24 protein-coding genes are annotated in these 25,643 nt (G+C 28.3%); 2 read left to right on the top strand and 22 right to left on the bottom strand.

Features of this window, described 5'->3' with window-relative positions; genetic code table 11:
• Positions 1 to 28: 28 nt before the first annotated feature.
• The 7 genes from purM to ACO409_RS02830 form a co-directional block, all read right to left on the bottom strand.
• Entirely contained in the window at positions 29 to 1,027 is a 999-nt protein-coding gene (gene purM, locus ACO409_RS02860) for a phosphoribosylformylglycinamidine cyclo-ligase (RefSeq protein WP_485554640.1), read from the bottom strand.
• 36 nt (positions 1,028 to 1,063) lie between these two features.
• Entirely contained in the window at positions 1,064 to 1,351 is a 288-nt protein-coding gene (locus ACO409_RS02855) for a YciI family protein (RefSeq protein ID WP_315047068.1), read from the bottom strand.
• Between the two features lie 8 nt (positions 1,352 to 1,359).
• Positions 1,360 to 2,811 carry an amidophosphoribosyltransferase gene (gene purF, locus ACO409_RS02850; RefSeq protein WP_485554638.1) on the bottom strand — a complete coding sequence of 484 codons (1,452 nt, stop codon included), beginning with the start codon at positions 2,809 to 2,811 and terminating at the stop codon, positions 1,360 to 1,362.
• A gap of 219 nt (positions 2,812 to 3,030) precedes the next feature.
• Positions 3,031 to 3,747 carry a phosphoribosylaminoimidazolesuccinocarboxamide synthase gene (purC, locus tag ACO409_RS02845; RefSeq protein ID WP_485554636.1) on the bottom strand — a complete coding sequence of 239 codons (717 nt, stop codon included), beginning with the start codon at positions 3,745 to 3,747 and terminating at the stop codon, positions 3,031 to 3,033.
• 52 nt (positions 3,748 to 3,799) lie between these two features.
• Positions 3,800 to 4,540 carry a hypothetical protein gene (locus ACO409_RS02840; protein ID WP_485554634.1) on the bottom strand — a complete coding sequence of 247 codons (741 nt, stop codon included), beginning with the start codon at positions 4,538 to 4,540 and terminating at the stop codon, positions 3,800 to 3,802.
• Positions 4,541 to 4,552: 12 nt separating this feature from the next.
• Positions 4,553 to 5,032 carry a 5-(carboxyamino)imidazole ribonucleotide mutase gene (purE, locus tag ACO409_RS02835; protein WP_178937972.1) on the bottom strand — a complete coding sequence of 160 codons (480 nt, stop codon included), beginning with the start codon at positions 5,030 to 5,032 and terminating at the stop codon, positions 4,553 to 4,555.
• A gap of 20 nt (positions 5,033 to 5,052) precedes the next feature.
• The gene (locus ACO409_RS02830; protein WP_485554633.1) at positions 5,053 to 8,859 is read right to left on the bottom strand and encodes a phosphoribosylformylglycinamidine synthase; all 3,807 of its coding nucleotides are present in this window, start codon (positions 8,857 to 8,859) and stop codon (positions 5,053 to 5,055) included.
• Positions 8,860 to 9,589: 730 nt separating this feature from the next.
• On the opposite strand from ACO409_RS02830, the gene hpf reads away from it, so the two are divergent.
• On the top strand, positions 9,590 to 9,910 hold the full coding sequence (gene hpf, locus ACO409_RS02825; RefSeq protein ID WP_485554631.1) for a ribosome hibernation-promoting factor, HPF/YfiA family: 321 nt from the start codon (positions 9,590 to 9,592) through the stop codon (positions 9,908 to 9,910).
• 104 nt (positions 9,911 to 10,014) lie between these two features.
• Here hpf and putP read toward each other — a convergent pair whose 3' ends face one another.
• The 10 genes from putP to ACO409_RS02775 form a co-directional block, all read right to left on the bottom strand.
• The gene (gene putP / locus ACO409_RS02820; protein WP_485554629.1) at positions 10,015 to 11,433 is read right to left on the bottom strand and encodes a sodium/proline symporter PutP; all 1,419 of its coding nucleotides are present in this window, start codon (positions 11,431 to 11,433) and stop codon (positions 10,015 to 10,017) included.
• A 185-nt stretch (positions 11,434 to 11,618) separates the two neighbouring features.
• The gene (locus ACO409_RS02815; RefSeq protein ID WP_485554627.1) at positions 11,619 to 12,104 is read right to left on the bottom strand and encodes a GNAT family N-acetyltransferase; all 486 of its coding nucleotides are present in this window, start codon (positions 12,102 to 12,104) and stop codon (positions 11,619 to 11,621) included.
• A 279-nt stretch (positions 12,105 to 12,383) separates the two neighbouring features.
• Positions 12,384 to 13,019, bottom strand: coding sequence for an NUDIX hydrolase (locus ACO409_RS02810; RefSeq protein WP_485554625.1), 636 nt, complete (start codon positions 13,017 to 13,019; stop codon positions 12,384 to 12,386).
• A gap of 69 nt (positions 13,020 to 13,088) precedes the next feature.
• Positions 13,089 to 14,753 carry an AAA family ATPase gene (locus ACO409_RS02805; protein WP_485554623.1) on the bottom strand — a complete coding sequence of 555 codons (1,665 nt, stop codon included), beginning with the start codon at positions 14,751 to 14,753 and terminating at the stop codon, positions 13,089 to 13,091.
• A 121-nt stretch (positions 14,754 to 14,874) separates the two neighbouring features.
• A complete protein-coding gene (locus tag ACO409_RS02800; protein ID WP_485554621.1) occupies positions 14,875 to 15,780 on the bottom strand; it encodes a hypothetical protein in 906 nt (301 codons plus the stop codon).
• Between the two features lie 45 nt (positions 15,781 to 15,825).
• On the bottom strand, positions 15,826 to 17,007 hold the full coding sequence (locus ACO409_RS02795) for a phosphopentomutase (RefSeq protein ID WP_485554619.1): 1,182 nt from the start codon (positions 17,005 to 17,007) through the stop codon (positions 15,826 to 15,828).
• Between the two features lie 74 nt (positions 17,008 to 17,081).
• Positions 17,082 to 17,660, bottom strand: a complete 579-nt coding sequence (locus tag ACO409_RS02790; RefSeq protein WP_485554618.1) for a hypothetical protein — start codon at positions 17,658 to 17,660, stop codon at positions 17,082 to 17,084.
• A gap of 88 nt (positions 17,661 to 17,748) precedes the next feature.
• The gene (locus ACO409_RS02785) at positions 17,749 to 18,636 is read right to left on the bottom strand and encodes a hypothetical protein (protein WP_485554616.1); all 888 of its coding nucleotides are present in this window, start codon (positions 18,634 to 18,636) and stop codon (positions 17,749 to 17,751) included.
• A gap of 21 nt (positions 18,637 to 18,657) precedes the next feature.
• Positions 18,658 to 19,659, bottom strand: a complete 1,002-nt coding sequence (locus ACO409_RS02780; protein WP_485554680.1) for a Fic family protein — start codon at positions 19,657 to 19,659, stop codon at positions 18,658 to 18,660.
• 362 nt (positions 19,660 to 20,021) lie between these two features.
• Positions 20,022 to 20,372 carry a winged helix-turn-helix transcriptional regulator gene (locus ACO409_RS02775; protein WP_485554614.1) on the bottom strand — a complete coding sequence of 117 codons (351 nt, stop codon included), beginning with the start codon at positions 20,370 to 20,372 and terminating at the stop codon, positions 20,022 to 20,024.
• 132 nt (positions 20,373 to 20,504) lie between these two features.
• Between ACO409_RS02775 and ACO409_RS02770 the strand changes: the two genes are divergently transcribed.
• The gene (locus tag ACO409_RS02770; RefSeq protein ID WP_485554612.1) at positions 20,505 to 21,305 is read left to right on the top strand and encodes an amidohydrolase family protein; all 801 of its coding nucleotides are present in this window, start codon (positions 20,505 to 20,507) and stop codon (positions 21,303 to 21,305) included.
• 184 nt (positions 21,306 to 21,489) lie between these two features.
• Here ACO409_RS02770 and ACO409_RS02765 read toward each other — a convergent pair whose 3' ends face one another.
• The 5 genes from ACO409_RS02765 to ACO409_RS02745 all read right to left on the bottom strand — a co-directional run bounded on the left by ACO409_RS02765 (position 21,490) and on the right by ACO409_RS02745 (position 25,608).
• On the bottom strand, positions 21,490 to 22,215 hold the full coding sequence (locus ACO409_RS02765; RefSeq protein WP_485554610.1) for an endonuclease/exonuclease/phosphatase family protein: 726 nt from the start codon (positions 22,213 to 22,215) through the stop codon (positions 21,490 to 21,492).
• Between the two features lie 64 nt (positions 22,216 to 22,279).
• Positions 22,280 to 22,987, bottom strand: coding sequence for a DKNYY domain-containing protein (locus ACO409_RS02760; RefSeq protein ID WP_485554608.1), 708 nt, complete (start codon positions 22,985 to 22,987; stop codon positions 22,280 to 22,282).
• A 96-nt stretch (positions 22,988 to 23,083) separates the two neighbouring features.
• Positions 23,084 to 23,830 (bottom strand): DKNYY domain-containing protein, encoded by a 747-nt coding sequence (locus ACO409_RS02755; RefSeq protein WP_315047159.1) that lies wholly within the window; start codon positions 23,828 to 23,830, stop codon positions 23,084 to 23,086.
• Positions 23,831 to 23,899: 69 nt separating this feature from the next.
• Complete coding sequence (locus tag ACO409_RS02750) at positions 23,900 to 24,613, bottom strand: DNA-3-methyladenine glycosylase (protein ID WP_315047162.1); 714 nt, start codon at positions 24,611 to 24,613, stop codon at positions 23,900 to 23,902.
• A gap of 164 nt (positions 24,614 to 24,777) precedes the next feature.
• Positions 24,778 to 25,608 carry an SH3 domain-containing protein gene (locus ACO409_RS02745; RefSeq protein WP_485554605.1) on the bottom strand — a complete coding sequence of 277 codons (831 nt, stop codon included), beginning with the start codon at positions 25,606 to 25,608 and terminating at the stop codon, positions 24,778 to 24,780.
• Between the last annotated feature and the right edge of the window lie 35 nt (positions 25,609 to 25,643).

Here is a 25,643-nt window from a genome sequence, read left to right as displayed (position 1 = left end):
TTTAAATTTATTTTTATCATATTTATTTTTAATACAAATTAATTTTTTCGTCACCTTTAACAATAGTTCCTAATTCATAGGCTTCTTCTCCATTTTCAGCTAAAATATCAATAACTGTTTGAGCATCATTTTTATTTACAATAACAACAAATCCAACTCCCATATTGAATGTTCCCCACATTTCTTCTTCTGGAACTCTTGAGAATGCTTCGTGTTTAAATAATGGATGAACTTTTACTTTCGCTTTTTCGATGTTTGCACAAAGTCCATCTGGTATAGTTCTTGGAACATTTTCGATAAGTCCTCCACCAGTTATGTGAGCCATTCCGTTCACTTGCACTTTTTCCATAACTTTTTGAATTGGTTTTACATAAATTTTTGTTGGTGTTAATAAATGTTCTCCAATTGTTTTTCCATTGAATTCTTCGCTAAAATCAGTGAATAATTTTCTTAACAACGAGAATCCGTTACTGTGAGCTCCACTTGAAGGAATTGCAACGATTACATCTCCTTCTTGAACTTTACTTCCATTAACCATTCTTTCTTCTTCAACTACACCAACTGCAAATCCTGCAATGTCATATTCTCCATCTGCATAAAATCCAGGCATTTCAGCAGTTTCTCCACCTACTAAAGCTGAATCTCCTTGAAGGCAACCTTCTACAACACCTTTAATTATTTCAGAAGAAACATTTGAGTCCAATTTTCCACAAGCTAGGTAATCTAAGAAAAATAATGGTTGTGCTCCATGACACAAAATATCATTTACGCACATCGCAACACAGTCAATTCCAACTGTATCATATTTATTTGTTTCAAATGCAACTTTTAATTTTGTTCCAACTCCATCAGTTCCAGATACTAAAATTGGTTTTTTGTATTCTCCTAATTTGTATAAAGCTCCAAAACTTCCCAATTCGTTCATAACATTTTTGTTGTAAGTTGCTTTTACTCTTTCTTTTATTTTCTCAACACTTCTGTATCCTTCTTCTTTATCTACTCCTGAATCTTTATAAGAAATTGACATTCTTTATCCTCCTGTTTTAAATTAAATCTCTATTTTTTATTTTACAAAGTTTGCGAAATCTTCTGCATATTTTGTAGGGAAAAATTCTGTAATTTCATATTCTGCAATTCCATTTATATTAAACGGATCTTCTGAAATTATTTTCTTAACTTCTTCCAAATTTTCTGCATTTAGCAAAATTACACCACCTGTTCTAGGATTTTTTCTTCCTGAACAAATAAATTTTCCCATTTCATAATATTTTTCCAAAAATTTTATATGTTCTTCTAAATGTTTTTCAACTTCACTTACTGCTTTTACATAATTTAAACTTACTATATACATTTTTCTCCTTATTTTTTCAATTCTTTCAAAGCCTCTTTTTGGATTGGTGTCAACGAAGCATAAAATTCTTCCTCGTAATCTCCCAATCCAGCTGGATAATCTCCATTAAAACATTCCATGCAAAGTCCTGTATATGGTGCATCAAAATTTAGTCCAATCGAATCAATTAATCCATCAATACTCAAGAAAGCCAATGAATCTGCACCAATATAGTCTCTCACTTCTTCAACAGTTTTATTCGCTGAAATCAATTCTGATGAATTTGACACATCAATTCCGTAAAAAATAGGAAACTTAAATTCTGGCGATGCAATTCTTACATGAACTTCTTTTGCTCCAGCTTCCTTCAATAACTGAACAATACGGCTTGAAGTAGTTCCACGAACTATTGAATCATCAATCATGACTACAACTTTGTCTTTTACAACACCTTTTACAGCAGAAAGTTTCATTCTAACACCTTGTTCTCTAAGTTCCTGAGTTGGCTGAATAAATGTTCTCGCTACATATTGGTTTTTGATTAATCCCATTTCATAAGGTTTTCCGCTCTCTTCTGCATAACCACTTGCTGCTGACAATGACGAGTTTGGAACTCCAATTATAATATCTGCATTTTCAACAGGTGCTTCCTTTGCCAATCTTCTTCCGCATCTTTTACGAGCTGAATGTACATTTACTCCTGAAATATCTGAATCAGGTCTTGCAAAATACACATATTCCATAGCTGCAATCGCAGTCGATGTATTTTCTGTATACTTTTCAATTCTGTATCCATCTTTATCAATAATTACAACTTCTCCAGATCTAATATTTCTAACAAATTCCGCTCCAACAATTTCCAACGCACAAGTTTCACTCGCCAAAATATATGCTCCATTTTTTGTTTTTCCTAAAATTAAAGGACGAAATTCAAAAGGGTCAACTGCACCATACAATTCTGTTTGAGTTTGAACTAAGAAAGAAAATCCACCTTTTACTTGTCTTAACGCATCTTTCAATTGACTCAAAAAATCTTTTTCTTTACTTCTTCTAATCAAATGAACCAACACTTCTGTATCTGATGTAGAATGAAAAATCGCACCTTGCTCTTCCAATTCTCTTTTTAACTTTTTAGCATTGATTAAATTTCCATTATGTGCCAAAGCAATACTTCCATCAAAAAATTGAAATAGGAACGGTTGTATATTACGGCCGCTGCTGCTTCCAGAAGTCGCATATCTAACATGCCCTATTGCACTGTTTCCTTCCAATCTGTTAAATATTCTGTCATCATTAAACACCTCTGAAACAAGACCTGGTCCACGATGACCGTTTACACGAACTCCATCACTTACTACAATTCCTGCCGCTTCCTGCCCCCTATGCTGCAAACTATGCAATCCATAATAAGTAAGCCTTGCGGCATCAGGATGTCCAAATACTCCAAATACTCCGCATTCCTCATTCAAACTCTTAATCATCTTGTTAGTTTCCTCCATTTTTTTACAAATTATTTTATACCAAGATCTCATTTTAGAAACAAAAATACCATTTCACTTATTTAACAACAAGGGGTCAAGACCCCTTGCTAGAATTTATACCAAATCTACTATATTAAATGAGAAATAGTATTATTCCTAAAAAACAAAGCTATTAATCACATTTATACACTAGTATTTACTGTTTTTATTTTTTAACTTTTATTTTAAAACTTCTTCTAAACGACGAAGCACTTCACGGTATGCTCCCATTACATCTCCCAAATCTTGTCTAAATCTGTCTTTATCCAATTTTTTAAGTGTATCTTTATCCCAAAGTCTCATTGAATCTGGACTAATTTCATCTGCAAGAAGCATATTTCCATCTTTATCTCTTCCAAACTCAATTTTATAATCTACTAAAATCAAGTTCATTTTATCAAATAATGCAGATAACAAATCATTAATTAAGAAAGTTTGTTTTTTAATTTCAGCCAATTCTTCTTCAGTAACTAATTCCAATGCTAAAGCATGATCATCATTTAATAACGGATCTCCTAAATCATCATCTTTGTATGATAATTCAAAAGTTGGTTTTTTAAAGATTTTTCCTTCTTCAGCTGCATATCTTTTTACAAAACTTCCAGTTGCTCTATTTCTAATAATTACTTCCAAAGGCACAATTTCCACTTTTTTGCAAAGTTGTTCTCTTTCATTTAAAGTTTTAATCCAGTGAGTTTTTACACCATGTTTAATCAAATATCCATAAAGTAATGTAGAAATTCTATTATTCAAAATCCCTTTATCTTCCAATTGATCTTTTTTTACTCCATTAAATGCAGTCGCATCATCTTTAAAATACATAATTATTTCATCCGCATTATCGGTTGCAAAAATTGATTTTGCTTTTCCTTCATAAATTTTTTCTCTTTTTTCCATTTTTATTTCCTCCTATTTTTATTTTATAGTATTTAAAAAATTATCTTATTTATTATCTTAGTTTATCAAGAAAACCTTGTACTATTTGAATAATTGCTAAAACTACCCCTATAGTCGTAAATATCATATTCCATTTTTCACTTCTTTTTGCTTCTTCCTCTTTTTCCTTTTCTCGTTTTCTTTCTAACTGATAATTAACAATGTCTCTTATTAGTGAAATCGTTTTTTCTAACTCTTTAAGCTGTTCATTGACATTAAGTTTCTCCATCAATTCCAAAGTTTTTTCTGCTTTTTTTCTATTTTCTAACATTGGAAATTCATAATACATTTTTGCATAAAATAACGTTATTTCTTGCATAATTTTTTCTACTTTTTTTAGACCTTCTTCAGAATATTCATTGTATAATTTTTGTATATCCAATGAAGCTATTTTTTCTTGAAAATATTTTGTTATACAATAATAATAAAATGGTATAACTTTTGCAATTATTTCTAATTTTTTTGTATTAACTTTTACATCATCATTTTCTCCAACTGGAAATTCATCATCAACTTTAATACGTGTAATTTTATTTTCGCTTAATTTAAAATAATAAAAATAATATTTAGCATTTTTAAAAGGCACACTAACAGTTATACTATCTCTCAAATTAGGCTTTAATGCATTTTGTCCACAAACTCTATAATCATTATTAATGTAATTTTTTTCTTTACATTCATTTAATTCTTTTTCACTTAAAAAGATTTCACCAGTAATACTCAAATTTTCATATTTTTCATATTTTTGAGACATTATTTTTCTCCTTTATAGCTCAACTTTCTTATCATTATCAGCAATAAATTTAGCTTTCATTTCTTTTCTAAATGTAACCAATTTTTCTCTAATTTCAGGATATTTTATTGCAAGAATTTGCACTGCCAACATTCCTGAATTGTATGAGTTATTAATTCCAACAGTTGCTACTGGAATAGATTTTGGCATTTGAACAATCGAATAAAGTGCATCCAATCCTTCAAGTGCACCATTTAAAGGCACTCCAACTACAGGAAGTATTGTTTTTGAAGCAATAACTCCAGGCAAATGTGCCGCAAGTCCAGCTCCAGCAATAATCACTTCTGCACCTCTTTTTTCAACATCAGCCAAAACTTCTTCCAATTTTTCAGGAACTCTGTGAGCCGACAATACATAAGCCTCAAACTCAATCCCAAATTCTCTCAAGCAATTTGCTGCACCTCTCATTTTGTCAGTATCTGACTGACTTCCAAAAAATATTGCTACTTTCATTTTTTATTTTCTCCTTTTCCTTATTTAAAAAATTTAATTCCATTTCTAAAGATATTTTGTTCTTTATTTCCATAAATATTTTTGTAAACATTTTTACCTTTTCTTTCAGAATGTCCCATTTTACCAAAAATTCTACCATTATGAGCCAACATTCCTTCAATCGCATAATAAGAACCATTTGGATTAAATTGTGAATCCATTGTCGAATTTCCATCCAAATCAACATATTTAGTTGCAATTTGATTATTTTTAAATAATTTTTTATATTCTTCTTCTGTAATAACAATTCTTCCTTCTCCGTGAGAAATTGCTACTGAATGAATATCTCCTTCTTTCATATTAGCTAACCAAGGTGAATTATTTGTAATAATTTTTGTTTGCACAATTTTCGACATATGTTTGTCAATTGTATTAAATGTCAATGTTGGCGAAGTTTCACTTAATTCACGAATTTCTCCATAAGGTAACAATCCTGATTTAATCAACGCTTGGAATCCATTACAAATTCCTAAAATTAATCCATCTCTCTTCAGTAGATTTTCCACTGCTTCTTTAACTTTTTTATTCTTCAATACAGCAACCATAAATTTAGCCGATCCATCTGGTTCATCTCCCGCACTAAATCCACCAGGCAACATCAAAATTTGCGAATTATTAATTTCTTTAACAAAATTATCAATTGAACTTAAAATATTGCTATGTGACAAGTTATTAAATACACCTATTTTCGCAAGTCCACCTTCTCTATTAAACGCTCTTTCCAAGTCATATTCTGAGTTTGTTCCAGGGAATACCGGAATAAATACTCTTGGTTTCGCATAAGCGTTTGAAATATTGCTAATTATATTTTCATGCTCAATTTTTTCAAGTTTCTCATATTCAACACCTTTACAATGTGCAATTCTATGTTCTTCTGCCACTTCTTTTTTAGTTGGGAACACTTTTTCAAGTTTATTTTCCCAATTTCCAATTAATTCATCCAAATCAAAAGCTATTCTATTTACAGTAATTTTTGCTTCGTTTGTAATTTTTCCAAGCAAAACTGCATTTTTATAACTGATATTTTCAGATGTTTCCACAATGAATGCTCCATAATTTAGCTTAAACCATTCATCTTCATCAATTTGCGCTGTAACATCTACACCAAGTTTATTTCCAAATGACATTTTTGCAAGACTTTCTGCAATTCCACCATTTTTTATAGCCATAGCAGATAAGATTTTTTTATTTTTTATGTTTTCAGTTACAAAGTCAAAGTTTGCTTTTAATTCATCAAGTTTTGGCAGATCATCTTCATCATTTGGAATTGTAATTAAGTACACATTATTCCCAACTTTTTTAAATTCGTTAGAGATTACATTTTCAGCATCTGTAACACTTACTGCAAATGATACTAATGTTGGTGGTACAGATATTTCGTTAAATGTTCCACTCATTGAGTCCTTTCCACCAATTGACGGTAATCCAAAGGCTTTTTGTATATGCAATGCTCCTAATAATGCTGTTAATGGTTTACCCCATTTTTTAGAATTTTGTCCTAATCTTTCAAAATATTCCTGAAATGTAAATCTTATATTTTTATAATTTCCTCCACCAGCTACAACTTTTGCCATTGATTCAATTACAGCATAAGCTCCTCCGTGGAATGTGCTTTGTTTTGCAATATAAGGGTTATATCCATATCCAACCATTGAAGCTGTATCAGTTTCAGCATTGATTATTGATACTTTTTGAACTGATACTTGTGCAGGTGTCAACTGATATTTACCACCAAATGGCATTAATACAGTAGTTGCTCCAATTGTTGAATCAAAAGTTTCAATTAATCCTCTTTGTGAAGCTACATTTAAATCTTTTAAGTTATTTATAAATTTACTTCTAAAATCATTTCCTTCAATTTTTCTATTCAAGTTTAATTTTGGAGTATTTTCAATTGTAATATTGATATTTGAAGCGGCTCCGTTTGTATTTAGGAAATCTCTTGAAATATCCACAATCGCTTTTCCGTTGTATTTCATAACAAGTCTATTTGAATCATTAATTTTTGCCACTTGATATGCTTCCAAATTTTCTTCGCTTGCAAATTCTATAAATTTGTCCAAATTTTGTTTTTGAATGACAACTGCCATTCTTTCTTGTGATTCTGAAATAGCAAGTTCTGTTCCATTTAATCCTATGTATTTCACTCTTACCTTATTAAGATCAATTTCAATCCCATCAGCCAGTTCTCCAATTGCAACCGAAACTCCTCCAGCTCCAAAGTCATTACATTTTTTAATTAATTTTGTGACATTTTTATTTCTAAAAAGTCTTTGAATTTTTCTTTCTACAATTGCATTTCCCTTTTGAACTTCTGCACTTGATTTTTCTGAAGATTCTGTAGTATGTTCTTTAGATGATCCAGTCGCTCCACCAATTCCATCTCTTCCAGTTCTTCCGCCAAGTAAAATTACAATGTCTCCATTTTCAGGCTTTTCACGAATAATATTTTCAGCAGGTGCTGCTCCTACAACAAGCCCCAATTCCATTCTTTTTGCCTTATAACCTTCATCATAAATTTCATTTACATGAGTCGTTGCAAGTCCAATTTGGTTCCCATAAGAAGAAAATCCGTGTGCAGCCACTTTTGTAATAACCTTTTGTGGCAATTTTCCAGCTATTGTATCTGAAATTTTTTCAGTCGGATCAGCAGAACCACTAATTCTGACAGCTTGATAAACATAAGTTCTTCCAGATAATGGATCACGAATCGCTCCACCAATACAAGTTGAAGCTCCACCAAATGGCTCAATTTCTGTCGGATGGTTATGAGTTTCATTTTTAAACTGCAAAATCCATTTTTCAGTTGTCGTATTTTTTTCACCATTTTCATCAATTCTTTCAATTGGAACATCAATATAAATTGAACAAGCATTTATTTCATCTGAAACTTCCAAATCTGGCAAGTTTCCATTTTTTCTTTGCTCTTTCCCAAAAATTGTAGCAATATCCATAAGAGTCATTGGTTTTTTGGAAATTCTGTCAGCATGAACATACTTTCGGCTTTCTAAATATTCATTAATAGCTTTTTCAATAATATTTTTGTAAGTTTTATTTTCAATCTTAATATTATCAATGATTGTTTCAAAAGTTGTATGTCGGCAGTGATCACTCCAGTAAGTATCCAGCACTCTAATTTCAGTTTCTGTTGGATTTCTCTTTTCTTCATTTTTAAAGTATTCTTGAATAAATAATAAATCATTTACTGTCATTGCTAATTCTAATTTATCTTTTAAATTTGCAATTTCTTCTTTTGATTTTTCAGTAAATCCATCATAAACAATAACATCATCTTTATTTTCAGTTTCAACATTTTCACTTAAAACATTCAAATCTTTTTCTCTTGCTTCAACTTCATTTATATAATATTTTTTTATTTTAGCAAGTTCTTCAGGAGAAATTTTTCCGTATAAAATTATCAATTTCCCACTTTTTACATTAATGTTATTATCTTTATCAATTAATAAATTTACACATTGAATTGCAGAATCTGCTCTTTGGTCATATTGCCCTGGCAAAAATTCTACTGAGAAATACGCATTTTCTGAATTTTCTTCTTTAAATACTTCATCTAATGATTTAAAAACATTGTCAACATTTATTTCTGAAAATACCGTTCTCTCCAATTTTTCCAAATCATTTTCACCCAAGTTAAACACATCATAAATATTCAAAACTCTTACATCTTTAAGTCCACTTATTCCAATGTTATCCTTTAAGTCATTGAATAAATTCTGTGCTTCTACTCTAAAATCTTTCTTTTTTTCCACAAAGATTCTATAATTCATCTTTCTCTCTCCTTCTTCTTTTGTATTTTATAAAAAATAAAAATCCAAGCAAAAAAATTACCTAGATTTTTCATATATTTGTATATTTAATTTTTTATATAACAAAGTAGACAATTTTGTAATTTGTCTAGTAAAAAATATCTTGCTTGCTTCTGTGATAAAAAAATCTTTTTTCATCTTTCCTCCATATAAAATATTTCCCGTGAACTACTCCCATTTATAAAGGAGCTTCCGTTGACCTACAAATTAATATTTGTATATTTAGAAGGCTCTGCGGATGGTTCTTACCCTTAATAATATTATACTATATTTTTGTTATTTTATCAATATTTTAACAATTCATTGAAAACTTCTTACTAGTATTCGTTAAAAGTATAACAAAATTTTACTATTTTTTCAATACCAAAAAAATTATTTCTAAAATCTTAACTTTAATTCATGATATTTTTTATTAAAATAATAACTTTGTTATGATTTATCAAAATTCCTTGTTTAGAAAATAACTGAAATATAATTTCTATTTTTCAAATAAAGTTTAGTATCAAGTTATTAGTTTCATATTATATATTTTATGTTGTCATTTTTTTCAGTACTTTTCTAAATTATCTTTTAAATTAATATAATTTTATAATATTTTAATAAATAATTTTAATTATTTTACTTTTACTATTGACATTTCAAATTTTCAAGGTATAATGCTATTGACACAGATGAAAGGATGTGATGATTTATGAAAATCATTATTAGTGGAAAACAACTTAAAATTACAGATGCAATCAAAATTTATACTGAAGAAAAAATAAGCAGAATTTCCAAGTATTCAGATGCTATCACAGAAGTCGATGTTGTTCTGACTGTTGAAGATACAAAATCTGAAGGTCCAGTTCACAAAGCTGACGGATTAGTTTTTGCAAGTGGTACAAAAATAAAAATAGAAGCTGAAAATAAAGATTTATACGCAGCAATTGACGACTTATCAGACAGACTAGAAAGACAAGTTAGAAAATATAAAGAAAAACAAAAAGACCACAATAAAAAAGGTACTCGTTAATCTTATATTTAAAAAAATAAATATTTTAAGAACAAATAAACCTTAATATATAAAAAAAGACTATTTTAGAACTTTAAATTTTAAAATTAGTCTTTTTTATTTTTTTATTTTTTAAATTTATTAACTTTTTCTAAAATATATAAAACTATTACATTCATTAAAAATCCTGGAACAATTTCATAAATTATTTTACCAAGTCCGCTTTGATTCCATAAAATTACTGTAATTGTAGCAACTGTCATTGAAATAAGAATATTCTTCCAATATATTTCTTTTTTGTATAAAACAAATAAAATTACTGGAGAAAATACAGCTCCAAAACCAGCCCATGCATAAGATACTAGCGATAGCACTTCTGAATTGGGATTCATTGCAAGTAATGTTGCAATCACAAAGATTATTATTATACAAATTCTTCCAACCCAGATAAGTTCTTTATTCGACTTTTCCCTTTTTACAATATATTTATAAAAATCCTCAGTTAATGTGTTTGAAGCAACCAGTAGCTGTGCTGAAATTGTTGACATTATCGCTGATAAAATTGCTGCATATAAAATACCTGCTACCCAAGGATTGAATAATTTTCCTATCATGTAAATGAAGATTTTTTCTGGATCTTGAACTGTCTTATAAAGAGCAATTCCTGTAAGACCTATCGCAATTGAACCAACTAGTGAAATAACAACCCAAACCATTGCAATCAATCTAGCTTTCCATAATTCATCTACACTTTTTATGCTCATAAATTTTACAATTATATGTGGCTGCCCAAAATATCCAAGCCCCCACCCTAATCCAGAAATAATTACTGGTATACTAAGTGCTTCCGGATATTTCAGCAAATTAATTGAAATATTTTTTTGAGTCATTGCAAAATCAATCGCACTGCTTCCTCCAACTGCAAAATATGCCACGACTGGGACAATTATAATCGCAAAAAACATTAATATCCCTTGAAAAAAATCTGTCCATACTCCCGCCAGATATCCTCCTAAAAATGTATAAAATATTATTGTCCCTCCACCTAGCAATACTCCCAATCGGTAATCAATTCCCAATAAAGATTCAAACAATTTCCCATTTGAAACCAATCCCGAAGCCGAATAAATTGTAAAGAAAAATAAAATTACAATTGCTGAAAAAGTTTTTACATAACCTTTCGTATCATTTGACTTTCTTGATATAAATGTTGGAATCGTCAATGCTTCGTGTTCTTCCGTTTGCATTCTTAATCTCGGTGCTACCAATTTCCAATTTATATAAGTTCCTATAGTTAGTCCTATTATAACCCATATTTGCTTTAATCCTGATAAATAAACAGCTCCCGGCAATCCTAAGAGTAGCCATCCACTCATGTCGCTCGCTTGAGCTGACATTGCTGTTACCCAGTATCCTACACCTCTTCCACCTAAAATATATTCTTCATGAGTATCTGTCTTTACATAAAAATATACTCCAATCGCCATCAGAAATAGTAAATATACTCCAAATGTTATAAAAGTCTCTATTCCTCCTGTTGTCATTTTTCATCTCCTTCATTCCTATATTTTAATTTTATAACTTATTATACCATATTAACCACTTTTTAGCGATATTCAATTTATACTCGAACCCATTAAAAATTTGACTGTCAAAAATTATACTAAATTTAGGGTTTAAGTAAGATAATCATAGTTTTTAAGTTTAGTTTTAAATCAATTTTACTATACTAGAAAATAATCCTCATATTATACCAAACCGCACCCCCATGAGTCGACTCTGATAACCCTTCATTCACAAACCCAATCTTCTCATAAAACGGAACAAGCCTATCTTTACAAGTCAATACAACACCCTTTCTTCCATCACTTTTCGCATCTTCCACAACTTTTCTCAAAACTTTCTTGGCATAACCTCTCCGTCTAAATTCTGGAAGCGTGTTCACTCCAAAAATCATCTGCCAATCACCATTTTCATCATGTAATTTAGGATTTTCAAACATTTCATCAGTCAAAATTCTATCGTTCGTAGCCATCCCATTTACAAACGAAACAATTTTACCATTCTCATTTTCCAAAATCCAAAAAAAAGCTGGATAAACTTCCAATCTCCCACGAAAACTCTCTTCAGTTGCCGCCTCTGTAGCTGGAAAACACTCTGTCTCTATCTTTGTCAATTCTTCTAAATCATTAATTGTTGCTTTTCTAATTTCCATTTTTTATTTTTCCTTTTCCAATTTTTTATAAATTTTCAAAATTAAGAGAACACAAATTTCGTATAATAAAATAATTAATTTATTTATTTAGTTTACAGTTTTTAAAAAAATTAAATACTCCAAAACTAATAAAAACAATCTATTTTTTACTTTCTATAACAATTAGAATAAACAATATTCCTGTTTCTAAAAAATTTCAACTTATGAAATTTCAACTAATTCCTGACATTCTTTACCATGTATTATATTTTGAGTTTACACAAAATTATGAATACTCTCCTAATCAAAAATAACCTTCCATTTATCCCTATTTCTATTCGCCTCAAAGCACATTTTTATTTGCTCAGCCGTAATTTTTTTTGTTTCCAGTTCAGGCAATTCATCAATCCCAAAATATCTGCTGCCAACTGTTTCAATATTTTTCTCGAATTTTCCACTCACATATTCACACAAAACAAATACTTTCGTTATACCATATGGAATCTTTTTCTTTTGATTTTTGGTGACATCCAGTAAAGCAATAATCATCTCAGCATTAGCCTCAATCCCAGCTTCTTCCTTAACTTCCTTCAACACATTTTCCTTCACAGAAAGATAAACATCCGCCCATCCACCTGGCAATGCCCATTTTCCATTACTTTCCTGGATCAAAAGAATTTTATCATCTTCAAAAATCACACCTCTCACATCAATTTTAGGCGTCTGATATCCAACTTCATTACAAAATAAATCCTTTACCTTTTCCACCGAAATCTCAGTTTTGTGCGCCACCATTTCTGCTGAAATTTCCCTAATTCTCTCAAATCGCTCAATATCAAATTTATCTTTCCCATAAGCAAGTCCTGCTTGTGCTAGACTTTGAAGTTCAATTGCCCAGTCTAGCCACTTTTGTTCTTCTTCTTCATTTTTATTCACTGATTATCACCTACTGTTTTAAAGTTATTAATTAATTATTATTCGTTAATATTTTTACAAATGTCTAATTTATTTACTAAAAACTTTTACTTTCTTCCCATAAAATGCTATTCCAATCTTTAAAATATTTTTTATTCCTCTAGCCTTTAATCTCATATCATATTTTTTCTCATCAATCTGTTTTAGAGCTTCTTCTGCCTTTAAAGTCATACCTTTTTCAGTTTTAGAAATTTTAAATTCCATCAAATATGCTCTTTCATTACTTTTTATCGGAATCATCGCAAGATCATATCTTCCATATCCACTCTCATTATTTGAAATAATCTCATATTTTCCCATCAAAAATCCTACAAGACCTATCATAAACACTTGATAAATTTTCTCCATTTCACTATCCAAATCAAAATGACTAAGCATATTTACCATTATTTCACCTAATGTCTTTTCAAATTTCTTAATATCTCCACTTTCCAATGCTTTTATCAAAATACTTGTTTTCAATTCTGTTCCAAAAAATCTATTTAAAAACATATTCCCAAAATATTTTCTAATTTCCTTATTTGGAATTTTTAAATTATAAATATTTGTATATTCTGAAGTTCTGTCAATTTCAACCTGCTCTTTCGCCTTCGTCAAATATCCGCTATACAAAAACAATTGCCATATTTCGTCATCATTACTCAAAAGACTTTTTATCGTTGTCCCATCTGAAATATATTTTTCAATACTTTCTCCATCAGTAAATCGCTTCAAATCTGTATAAACATCTTCTCCCGCTTGATCTAACATATTTTCTAAAAGTGTATTTCCAGAAACATTTGCCCAATATGCTTTCAATTCTTTTTCTTTTATGTAATTAATAATTGACCAAGGATTATAAATTTCCTTATCTCCAAATCGATATCCATTGTACCAATTTTTAACTTCTTTTGTTTTATACTTCATTTGAAAATAATCTAGCATTTCAATTACTTCACTTTCAAGAAGTCCAAAATACTCTGAATAATTTTTGCTAAGTATCGTGTTCACATAAAGGTTATTCAAACCAGAAAAAATCCCTTCTTTTATAATCCGAGTTATCCCAGTCAAAATCCCATATTTCAAAGAATCATTAGTTTTTAATGCTGAACTATAAAATACTTGAAAAAAATTTATTGCTTCATTGTAATAACCTTTATCAAAAGCATTAATTATTGGTGCATCATATTCGTCTATTAAAATTATAACTTTTTTCCCATAATACTTATAAATATAATTTGATAATAATTTTAAAGCAGTTTCATAATCACCTTTTTCCTCTTCATAAAATATTTTATCAAATTTTATTTTATCTCGCTTATTCATTATTTCTCTCATATCTTCAAATTCAGCATACAAATCAGAAATAAAAGATTTTAAATTTTCAAAAGTATCTTCCCAAGTATCCCCTCTTAAATCCTTCAACGAAACAAAAATAACAGGATATTTCCCTTGCTCTTTCATATATTCGCTGCCAAATATTTTCAATCCTTCAAAAAGTTTCCTATTCTCATCTTTATTTCTCACATCAAAAAAATACTTAATCATCGACATATTAAGCGTTTTTCCAAATCTTCTCGGTCTTGTAAAAAGTGTCACAGCTGCTCTATTTACAAGAATATCTTCTATTAACATTGACTTATCTACATAATAATAATTATCTTTTATTATATCTTCAAAATTTTCAATTCCTATTGGTATTGCTTTTTTTCCCATAAAATCCCCCCTTAAAATTTTATTTATTTCTCATATCTAGCTGTCTAACCATTTTTTTATATTTTATTTAAAATATCAAAAAATTCTTTGTTATTATCTTTTTTTATGAATGGGATTATATTTAATCTGCTAACTCGCTTTTTTCATCCCACATACTATCTTTTATATAATAAAATATCATTGAAACTAATAATTTCATTGCGATACCAAAAGATAAAACATCTCTACTATTTTTAAATACATTGCTAGATACTTCTATACGTTTATTTCCTATTATAATAAACATAAATCCGTTAAATAATACATATAGTAATACTATTACAGTTGTTGAAATTAACAACCTTTTTCTTATAACTTGTGTTATTTTCTTTTCAGAAAAAAATTTTAAAAAAACAAATACATATAGTTGTTCCAGTAAAAGTATTACGAGTCTTAAAACAATAAAATAATTATATCTATTTTCATTACTTAAATCTGATATTTTCATATTTTTAACATTTAAAAAATTCCAAGAATCAAGTCGAATATACAAAGCCAATAATACAAACATTACAAATGTTATTATTCCAAATTTTTTTATAAATACTTTAACTCCAAAAATTACCATCATTATAAACATTATTAATAATAAAGCAATGATATAAATAAATAATATCTTTATTTTATAGAACAAGATAAACAAAATTATTATTATTATACACGGTATTGCTAATATTTTACAATCTATGTCTTTAAAAGCATTTTTAAGATTATCTTTAACTTTTTTACCTAAATTTTTATTTTTTATTTCTTTAAAAATCAAACTTATTACTGGAATTATTAATATCAATATTGAAATATCTATCCATGGTAATGGAAATTCTTTTATTGGAATTTCTAACAGCCAACACCTACTAAAGTTAACAATATTTTTTTGTAATAGATAATATTTGTTATCGACAAACAAAAAAGATAATAACATCCATATAATACTCACCGAACAAATCATTATATATTCCCATTGTATTTTTTCTTTTTTAAATTCCATATAAATTTCCTTTCTTTAATTAAATTTTTATTTATGTTCAATTCTTTAATCTTCCAAAATCTCTTTCGCAAAACTTCCTTCTTTTTCAGTCCCCAACAAAATTTCCTCAACAGTTGCCGCAATATCAGCAAAAGTTTTTCTAGTTCCAATATTTACATTCTTTTTAACATTTTTTCCGTAAATCAATATTGGAATGTACTCTCTTGTGTGGTCAGTCCCTTTATAAGTAGGGTCATTTCCGTGATCGGCAGTGATAATCAAGATTTCATCATCTTTCAAGTTTTTCTCGATTTCAGGTAACCAATTGTCAAATTCAATCAAAGCATTTACATAACCTTCCACATTTCTTCTGTGCCCATAAACAGCATCAAAGTCAACCAAGTTAGTAAAAATCAACCCTTTTGTGTCTTCTTTCAATGCCATAATTGTTTTCTTAATTCCATCCAAATTATCCTGGTTAGCTTTTCTATTGTCTGTAATCCCTTTTCCATTGAACAAGTCGCTCGTTTTTCCAATTCCAACTACATCAAGTCCAGCTTTTTCCAATCTTTCAAGCATTGTTTCTTTTGGTGGATCAATCGAAAAGTCGTGTCTGTTTGCAGTTCTTTTAAATTCTCCAACTTTTTTACCAACATAAGGTCTTGCAATTACCCTTGCCACAGGCGATTTTTCATTACAAATTTCAAGTGCAATTTCACACGCTTTGTAAAGTTCTTCTAATGGTATAATTTCTTCATTCGCAGCAATTTGAAACACAGGATCTGCCGAACCGTAAACTATCCAATTTCCAGTTTTAATTTGTTCTTCTCCATATTGATCAATCGCTACAGTGCCTGAAATTGGCTTATTCAACATGGCTTTTCTTCCTGTTTTTTCTTCAAATTCCTTTATAACTTCATCTGAAAATCCATTTTGATAGTTTGGAAACGGTCTTTCCAATGGCACACCAGCAATTTCCCAATGCCCAGTCGTAGAATCTTTTCCATGTGACACCTCAATCGCTCTTCCATAGGCCCCTTCAGCACTTTCCACAGCTGGAGTCCCCTCAATCTCAGTAATATTTCCAAGTCCTAATTTACCCATATTAGGTAAACTCATTCCACCATGAGCTTTCGCCATATTCCCTAAAGTATTTGACCCACAGTCATCAAACAAATTCGCATCAGGCAATTCTCCTGCTCCAACACTGTCTAAAACTATTATTGTTATTCTTTCAATTTTTTTCATTTTTTTATTTTCCTTTCTTTTTTATTTAATTATATCTTTTATCTGTTTTAAAAGCAATTGATTTTAAGATTTTTTTATTCATCAGAACCATAAACAATCATTAATAAATGTTCTTTGTACCGTATTATTCCAGCTGAAAAAACATTATATGCATAAAATTCACTTAAAATATCTTCATATTTCTTTATCGCTACATAAAAATTTACAGGCTCACCAAACCAATGTATTATCTGATAAAAAAAACATCTTACATTCCAGTACTGTTGCTTTTTATCTGCTTTATTTTCTAAGTTTTCAATTATTTCCTCAACAGTAAATTCTGTTTGCAATTTAACAAATTCAGAAATTCTATCATAACCAGTTTTTGTTTCATTTTGTTCTATCAACTTTTCGTATTTTCTATTTTTTTTGAAAACAATATTCAATTTTTCCAATTTTTTTCTAATATTATCATCTTTTTTTTCAAATAAACTATTTTCACAATATTGCATTAACTTTTTCTTTATTATTTCATTCAAATCATTATTTTTATCATTATCAATAAAAAATGTATCAATATATATTGCTGTATATTCAGGACAAACTTTCATTCCATTATTCCAACACATTGAGACACCTTCAATAAATCCTTCAATGTAATCCTTATTCTTCATTGTGATAATTCCTTTTCAAAATCATTATTTTTAATAGAAAATATAAACATGTGTAATATTCATATAAATACATACTATTTTTATAATTTCAATTATCATATTTTTTATAATTTTTAGGCATAACATTATTCTGAAAATAATAAAAATTAAATTTTATACTATTAAAATTTGTATTTTTATAATTAATTATTACTTTTTTATCTGTTTCAAAAAAATCATCCATAATATAAATTTCTTTTTTCTTTTCAGATATTGATATACTGTAATTACTATATCTTTTTATAATATAATCTTTTTTAAAAAATCTTATTACAGTTATTATTAGCAATAATATTATTATTGTAAATAATTTAATCATTAAATTTAAATATCCCCAAGCAATTCCAACTGAAAAAATTACTATTATACAAAATACTGCAAAACACATCATATAATGCTTTTCAAAAATTGAATATTTCACATATAATTTTTCTACATTTACTTTTTCACGAATTTCTTTTTTTGGATAACCTATTTTCTCCAACAAATATTCCAAAATTTCGTCTTTATTTTTTATGTCACAAAAAATATAACTTTTTTTATGATTACTTTCTATTGAAACATCCATTATTAAATTACAGAAATACTTATAAATATTTATTGAGCTGTCAAAATTTAAAAGAATATCATACGATCCTAATATATTTTTTCTCACTGTCAAAGTTTTTATATCATTATATGCAATAGTTTTCTCAAAATATAGACCTTTTATTTTCACTTCATAATCAGAAAAATGAAATTTCATCTTGCTTTTAATAATCATCACCAAAAGAAATCTATATACAAAATAACTTATTCCAATAGCTAAAAAAAATATTCCATCCTTTTCTTTTTCATTAAATAAAATATCAATTCCTCCTAATAAATGTCCTAAAAACAGTATTAGAAAAAATATATCCCACCTATTAATTTCAAATTTTGAATATTTTATTTTCATTCAATTTATCTCCTAATTTTACTATTTCTTCCTATATCTTCTCCCTTTTCTCTCTCCAATCGCTTCCAAAATCCCACCTTTCACAAGTTTATTCAAAAATCTTCTCGCCGTAGAATCCGAAACATTCAAAATTTTTTGAGCCTCACCATTGTCAATATAATTATTTTTCTCAAAATACACTTCCAGTATTTTCAGTCTTCGTAGCTCTTTATCAGTCATTTTATCAGTCAAAATATCAGTCATTTTTAAGTCGTTTTTTTGCAATTCTTCCAAAGTTTCTTTTATTATTTCAAGAATAAATGTAACAAATGGGGTTGATTTTCCAATATTATTTGATAAATTTATCGCCTCATAATATTTCTGCTGTTTTTTCTGAATTAAAGTTTCAATTGGCAGCCAGGCAAAAAACTCTTTCCATTTTGATAGGATTAATGTATGCCAAAGCCGTCCTAATCTTCCATTTCCATCTTGAAACGGATGAATAAATTCAAATTCATAATGAAATACACAAGCCTTTATCAGCGGATGAACTTTACTTTTTTTTAACCACGAAAAAAGCTGGTCAATTAATTCAGGAATATATTGAGGTGGTGTCCCTGCATGAATCAGCTGACTTCCCTGATAAACTCCTGCTCCTTTTGTACGAAATCTTCCACTTTCATTTATTAAATCAGCAGTCAGAATTTTATGTGCTCTCAATAAATCTTTAATCGAATATGGATTTAATAAATTTAATTTTTCATAGATTTCATAAGCATTCTTAACTTCTTTTATATCCTTTGGCGGTGCTAAAATTCTTTTCCCATTAATAACATCCGTCACCTGTTCAAATGTTAGTGTATTTTGCTCTATTGCAAGTGATGAATAAATTGTTTTTATTCTATTTTCTCTTCTCAAAACTGGATTTGAAGATAGTTTTTCTGAAACTATAATCATTCCTGTTAATTCAGTAATCTGAGCCACAAGCTCAATTATCTCATTTGTAATCTCAAATGGTGGACTATAACCATATTCTTTTTCCATATTTAAACTATCCTTTATCATTTTTTCTTTTTTCACAATATTTCTAATTTCTTCTATTATATACAACGGTAAATTTAATAACCATTCTTCTTTTTTATAATCATTCATTGATATTCTTACTGATATTTCAGGATTATATTTTTCTTTCATCAACAAAAATTACAACGAAAAAATGTTCTCTTCATACACTTTTTACAACGAAAAATGCAAACATATTGTAAAAATTACAACGATACTTCATTATTTTTAAATTTGCTAAAAGCCATACAAATCCTTTTTTTTCATTAAATATAAGCTTTAACAACTCTATTATGATAGAAAATATTTCTTATTTGAAAATTTTGTTTCCGCATAACTTATTTTTAAACCTTATCTGTATTATTATCAATCAATTCCAAATATTCATTTCCCCAATCGCATAAAGTTTTTAATACAGGCTCAATAGAACTGCCTATTTCAGTCAGAGAATATTCAACTTTTGGAGGAATTTCAGGATAAATAGTTCTTTTTATCATTTTTTTATCTTCAAGTTCTCTCAATTGCTCTGTCAAAGTTTTTGTAGTAATATTTCCCAGGTTTCTTTGCAATTCATTAAATCTGACCACTTTTTTAATATACAAATTCCATAAAATCCTTAATTTCCATTTCCCGCTGAGTATGTTTATTCCTAACTCCATTGGACAAGCGTTTGAAACTGCTTCTGTTTTTGACATATTTTTCCTTCCTTTAATAAAGTATCAAAAAAGATACTTTATATCAAAAATGTGCGTACTTGTATTGATTACAAGAGGTATGTTATACTTTATTATATCAAAAATAATAGAAAGATGAAAGGGTGAGAAGATATGATAATAGATAGTCATCAACATTTAATATTGCCAACAGAATTACAAATTGAACAAATGAATAAAGCAGGAGTAGACAAAGCAATACTTTTTACAACGACTCCACATCCTGAAAAAGCTAAAACATTGACTGAATTTAAAACTGAGATGTCAATTTTATTTAAAATTTTAGGAGGAGAAAATCCTCTTGAAAACAATAAAAAAAGATTTAAAAAGGATATTTCTGATTTAATGAAAGTGATAAATAATTATCCTGATAAATTTTATGGCTTTGGAACAGTTCCACTTGGATTATCCCTTGAAGAAACTCAAATCTGGATAAAACAATATATTATTGACAATGGATTAAAAGGCATTGGCGAATTTACACCTGGAAATGATGAACAAGTAAGCCAATTGGAAACAATTTTTAAAGCACTAAAACAATATGAAAACTTTCCCATATGGGTTCACACTTTTAATCCAGTCACTCTAAACGGTATAAAAATTCTTGAAAATCTCACAAAAAAATATTCCAAAACACCAGTAATTTTTGGACATATGGGAGGTTATAACTGGATGGAAGTAACAAATTTTGTAAAAAATACACCAAATGCCTACATTGATTTATCCGCCGCTTTTTCTACACTCGCATTAAAAATGATAATAACAGAAGTTCCTGACAAATGTCTATTTAGTTCTGATGCTCCTTACGGTGATTCATTTTTAAATAAACAAGTAATGGAATATTTAAGTCCATCTAAAAAAATATCAGATAAAATACTTGGAGAGAATATCATAAAATTATTGGGATTGAAATAAATATGTTTTTTTTTAACAGGGGTATTCTTACCATACCCCTATTTATCTTCAAAATTTTTCTGCACTGCCCAAAAATTCACTTCTGATTAAAATAAAAAGTTTTTTAAAATTTAAATAAGAATATAAAGATTAATTTAAAAAAATTTACTCTATTCCAAAAATCTCAAAATCATTCCCAATAAACTTACTCCACCTCAAAAATCGCCATATACGGCAAATGATCCGACAATTTAGTCCAATCCCTTGAATCATCGTTAATATAAAAACTCTTTTTTACTTTGTAATCTGTCCCCTTTTTTGCCATCACATAATCAATTCTAGGCGTTTCAAGATCCCTATTTTCTGAGTTTTTCTTATTTTCCAAATCTCTACCTTGAAAATAGCTGTCATTCCAATCTTTCCTAATTTTCGCATAATATTCTGTCGTCGGTAAAAGATTAAAATCTCCACACAAAAACTTCACATCGCCCTTAAATCCCTCGATTGTAGCAAATAAATCAGCCAACTCCTCATTTTTATTGTCCAAACTGTTATCAAGATGTGTATTCACAACTAAAATTTTCTTTTTAAATTTTGAAGTATTCAATCTAGCTGCCAAAACTTGCCTTTTTTCTTTACTTTTACCAGGTAGCTGATGAATATAAATATTTTTCACATCATACTTTGAAATAAACGCAATTCCAAACTCACCTTTATCAAAATCCATCGTTTTCTGAAAATAATAATAATGATAACCCAATTCCTGTGCCATTTCCTGTAAAACATCCCGAAATTTACTTCTTTTTGTATTTCTATCAACTTCCTGAAGTCCGATAAAATCTGGATTATACTTTTTTAAGCTCCGAGCAAGTTCCCTTCCATTGGTAAGCCTTGCTCCAAAAATATTGTATGTTATAATTCTAAATTCCATTTTTGTTTCCTATCTTTTTTATTTTATCTGTATAAAAAATTAATTTTTCCTTGATTAAAATCATTTATTTATAACTTTGATTTTTATCTTTTCCATTTCCATTTGGAAGCACTTCAAATGTATTATAATCTGCACCTTCTAAAATTTTTCCCTTAAAATAAATATTTTTATCATCCTTTATAAACCATTTATTCAAAACTTCTACTTTATCTTTATTAATTCCTTTTACTTCATGAATAAAATAGTATGAATCAAAACAGTTTGACATTGTACTGCTTATATAATATACATTGTATTTATCTTTTCCATATAATATTCCATTTGGCAAAAATTCAAATGTTTCAGGATTTTTAATTTTTCCCAATAATGGAGAAGGATCTATTACTTCATTCCCGCAATAAACATGATTTTTATCCTTTGCATAATCTTCATTTAAAACTTTAAAACTCATAATATCAGCATTTTCTATTTTTTTATCCTGATAATAAATTTTATTCTCATTTTTCCAATAATTCTGCCCTAATTTTTCAAAATTTTTAATTTTTACATCTTTTATTTTTTCACCCATATAATAAACATTCTTATCATCTTTTAAAAGAGAAAATCCTATCAACTCAGCAGTTTTCGGATTTGCTCCCTCCAAAATTTCATTTCCATAATAAACCTTTCCTTTGTCTATCGAATAATAATCTCCTAAAATTTGAATAACATCTCCAAATCCCACATTTGCCAAAACTAGAAATAACAATACTTTTAAGATATTTTTCTTCACATATTCTCCTTTCGATTCAAATTCAATTTTATAAATTTCTTTTCAAACAAAAATTACAATTTTATTTTATTTTTATAAATAATTAATTTCTGTTATTTAAAACCATTTCCATTCATCTTTAGTCAAATATTCATAACTTCGATTTTTATCTTTTCCTTCTCCATTTGGAAGCACTTCAAATGTATTATAATCTACACCTTCTAAAATTTCTCCCTTAAAATAAATATTTTTATCATCTTTTATAAACCAATCATTCAAAACTTCTACTTTATCTTTATTAATTCCTTCTACTTCATAAATAGAATAGTATGTATCAAAACAGTTTATCATTTTATTTTCAATATAATACACATTATATTTATCTTTTCCATACAATGTAGCGTTTATTATTCCATTTGGCAAAAATTCAAATGTTTCAGGATCTTTAATTTTTCCAGATAATGAAGAATCTATTGCTTCACTTCCTCTATAAATATGATTTTTATCCTTTGCATAATCTTTATTTAAAACTTTAAAACTCATAATATCAGCATTTTCTATTTTTTCATCCCGATAATAAATTTTATTATCATTTTTCCAATAATTTTTACCTAATTTTTCAAAATTTTTAATTTTTACATCTTTTATTTTTTCACCCATATAATAAACATTCTTATCATCTTTTAAAAGAGAAAATCCTATCAACTCAGCAGTTTTCGGATTTGCTCCCTCCAAAATTTCATTTCCATAATAAACCTTTCCTTTGTCTATCGAATAATAATCTCCTAAAATTTGAATAACATCTCCAAATCCCACATTTGCCAAAACTAGAAATAACAATACTTTTAAGATATTTTTCTTCACATATTCTCCTTTCGATTCAAATTCAATTTTATAAATTTCTTTTCAAACAAAAATTACAATAAAAATATTTCACTCCCAAACATCATCTTTCATATCCGCTTTCCTCATCCCAGAAACAAACCTATTCCCTTCCACAAAAAATCGCAATTTTTTCTCAGTCCAAACACCTTTATTCGGAACTCCAATTCTCGCAGAAGTACTTATTTTCTTAGGAATTTTAGCATTTTCAAAATCAAGATACAAATATTTTTCATTTATTTTAGAAATGTCATATTTAATTCCAAAATTTTCATTTTCTAATTTTTCAGAAAAATTTTCAATTTCAGACATATTTTTCTCAACAATCTGAATTTCCGTCTTATAAAATCTATCGTCAATCCCAAATGCCTTTGTAAATTTTCCTGGTCCATTACTTACTAAAATTCCACTTTTTCCACGATTTTCTTCCATTCTTTTGACATTCAAAATTGGCTCTATTGCTCTAATTAATACACTTTGCGGATTTTCTTTTTCACAAGTCACAATATTTAGCATTTTATGAGAGTGTATCGAGTGAATATAAACAGTTCCAGCCTTTTCAAATAACGCTTCTACTTTTGGAGTCCGTTTTTTCCCGTAACCGTGAGCCGCTCTGTCAAATTCACCCAAATACGCCTCTGTTTCAACAATATATCCAGCAAATATCTCATTTTCATTTCTTGAAATCAAAATTTTCCCAAGTAACTCCTTTGCTACCGTAATCGTGTCTTTCTTGTAAAATTTCTCTATTTCTTCAAAAGTCATTTTTTTCTTCCTTTTTCTACATTTTCATACTATTTCCCATTAGGTATAAATTCTATTTAATGAGAGATCAAATTTCCTTAGCAAAAATAAATAAAATATTTTCCTATTTTTCAAATAATATTTAGTATAAAATTTTTGTATGAAATTCTTATATTTTCAAATTTTTAATCAACATATTTTTTCAACTGGCTTTTATGGATAAAACCTCGATATTCCTTTGCTTTTGAGAATTTATTACTTTCATCAGGATACTCAACATCAAAAACATAATACCAGTCGCCAGATTTTGTAATATATTTCAAAACAGTTCCATTATTCATTTTTGAAACAATTTTTGATTCTTTTGTCGGTTTTTCACGCAAATTCGCATATCCGTCCTTTGAACTCACTTCATATTTTTTCAAATCAAAAGGTTCATTAGGATCTGAAAACTCTTCTTCAAAATCCTTCGATTTTTTTGTTTTTATTTCAGTAATTTTCGATTTCGCACCATCAACTCTCTTTAATTCTGTAGCATAAGCATAAACAGTCGTAAAATCACATTCTGTATATGGCAAAACCTTTTTTATCTTAACTGTTGCTGGAACTTCAAATTTCCCTTTACGAATTTTTTGCATTTTTTGATATTCTTCTGGAAAATTTTTCTTCAATGTTTCAGTAATAATTTTCTCTTCCTTAGCCGCTTCTTTTTCATAATTTTTATTATCCTCGTATATTTCTGGATTATTGTAGTCAAAATTTCTAAGCCTCAAAACTAGCGGTTTCCCATTCACAATATCTTTATTCTCAGGATAAAATAGAATTTCACCATACCCAGTACCCGAGCAAGGCACCTCTGGATTACTTTTATCCCAATCCATCTTAAAAATTCCTCTTAAATTCAAAATTACACCGTTATCAGTCAATAAAATTTCTTGAGCATTCGTATTTTCCCCAAAACTAATTACAGAAATCAATAGTAAAAATACAAAAAATAAATAATTTTTAAATTTCATCTTTCTCACCTTTTTTTAGAAAATTTATTATTTAT

The organism is Leptotrichia sp. (assembly GCF_057270615.1).
Note: the sequence above shows the minus strand (reverse complement) of the source record. Positions and strands in the feature narration are given on the sequence as shown.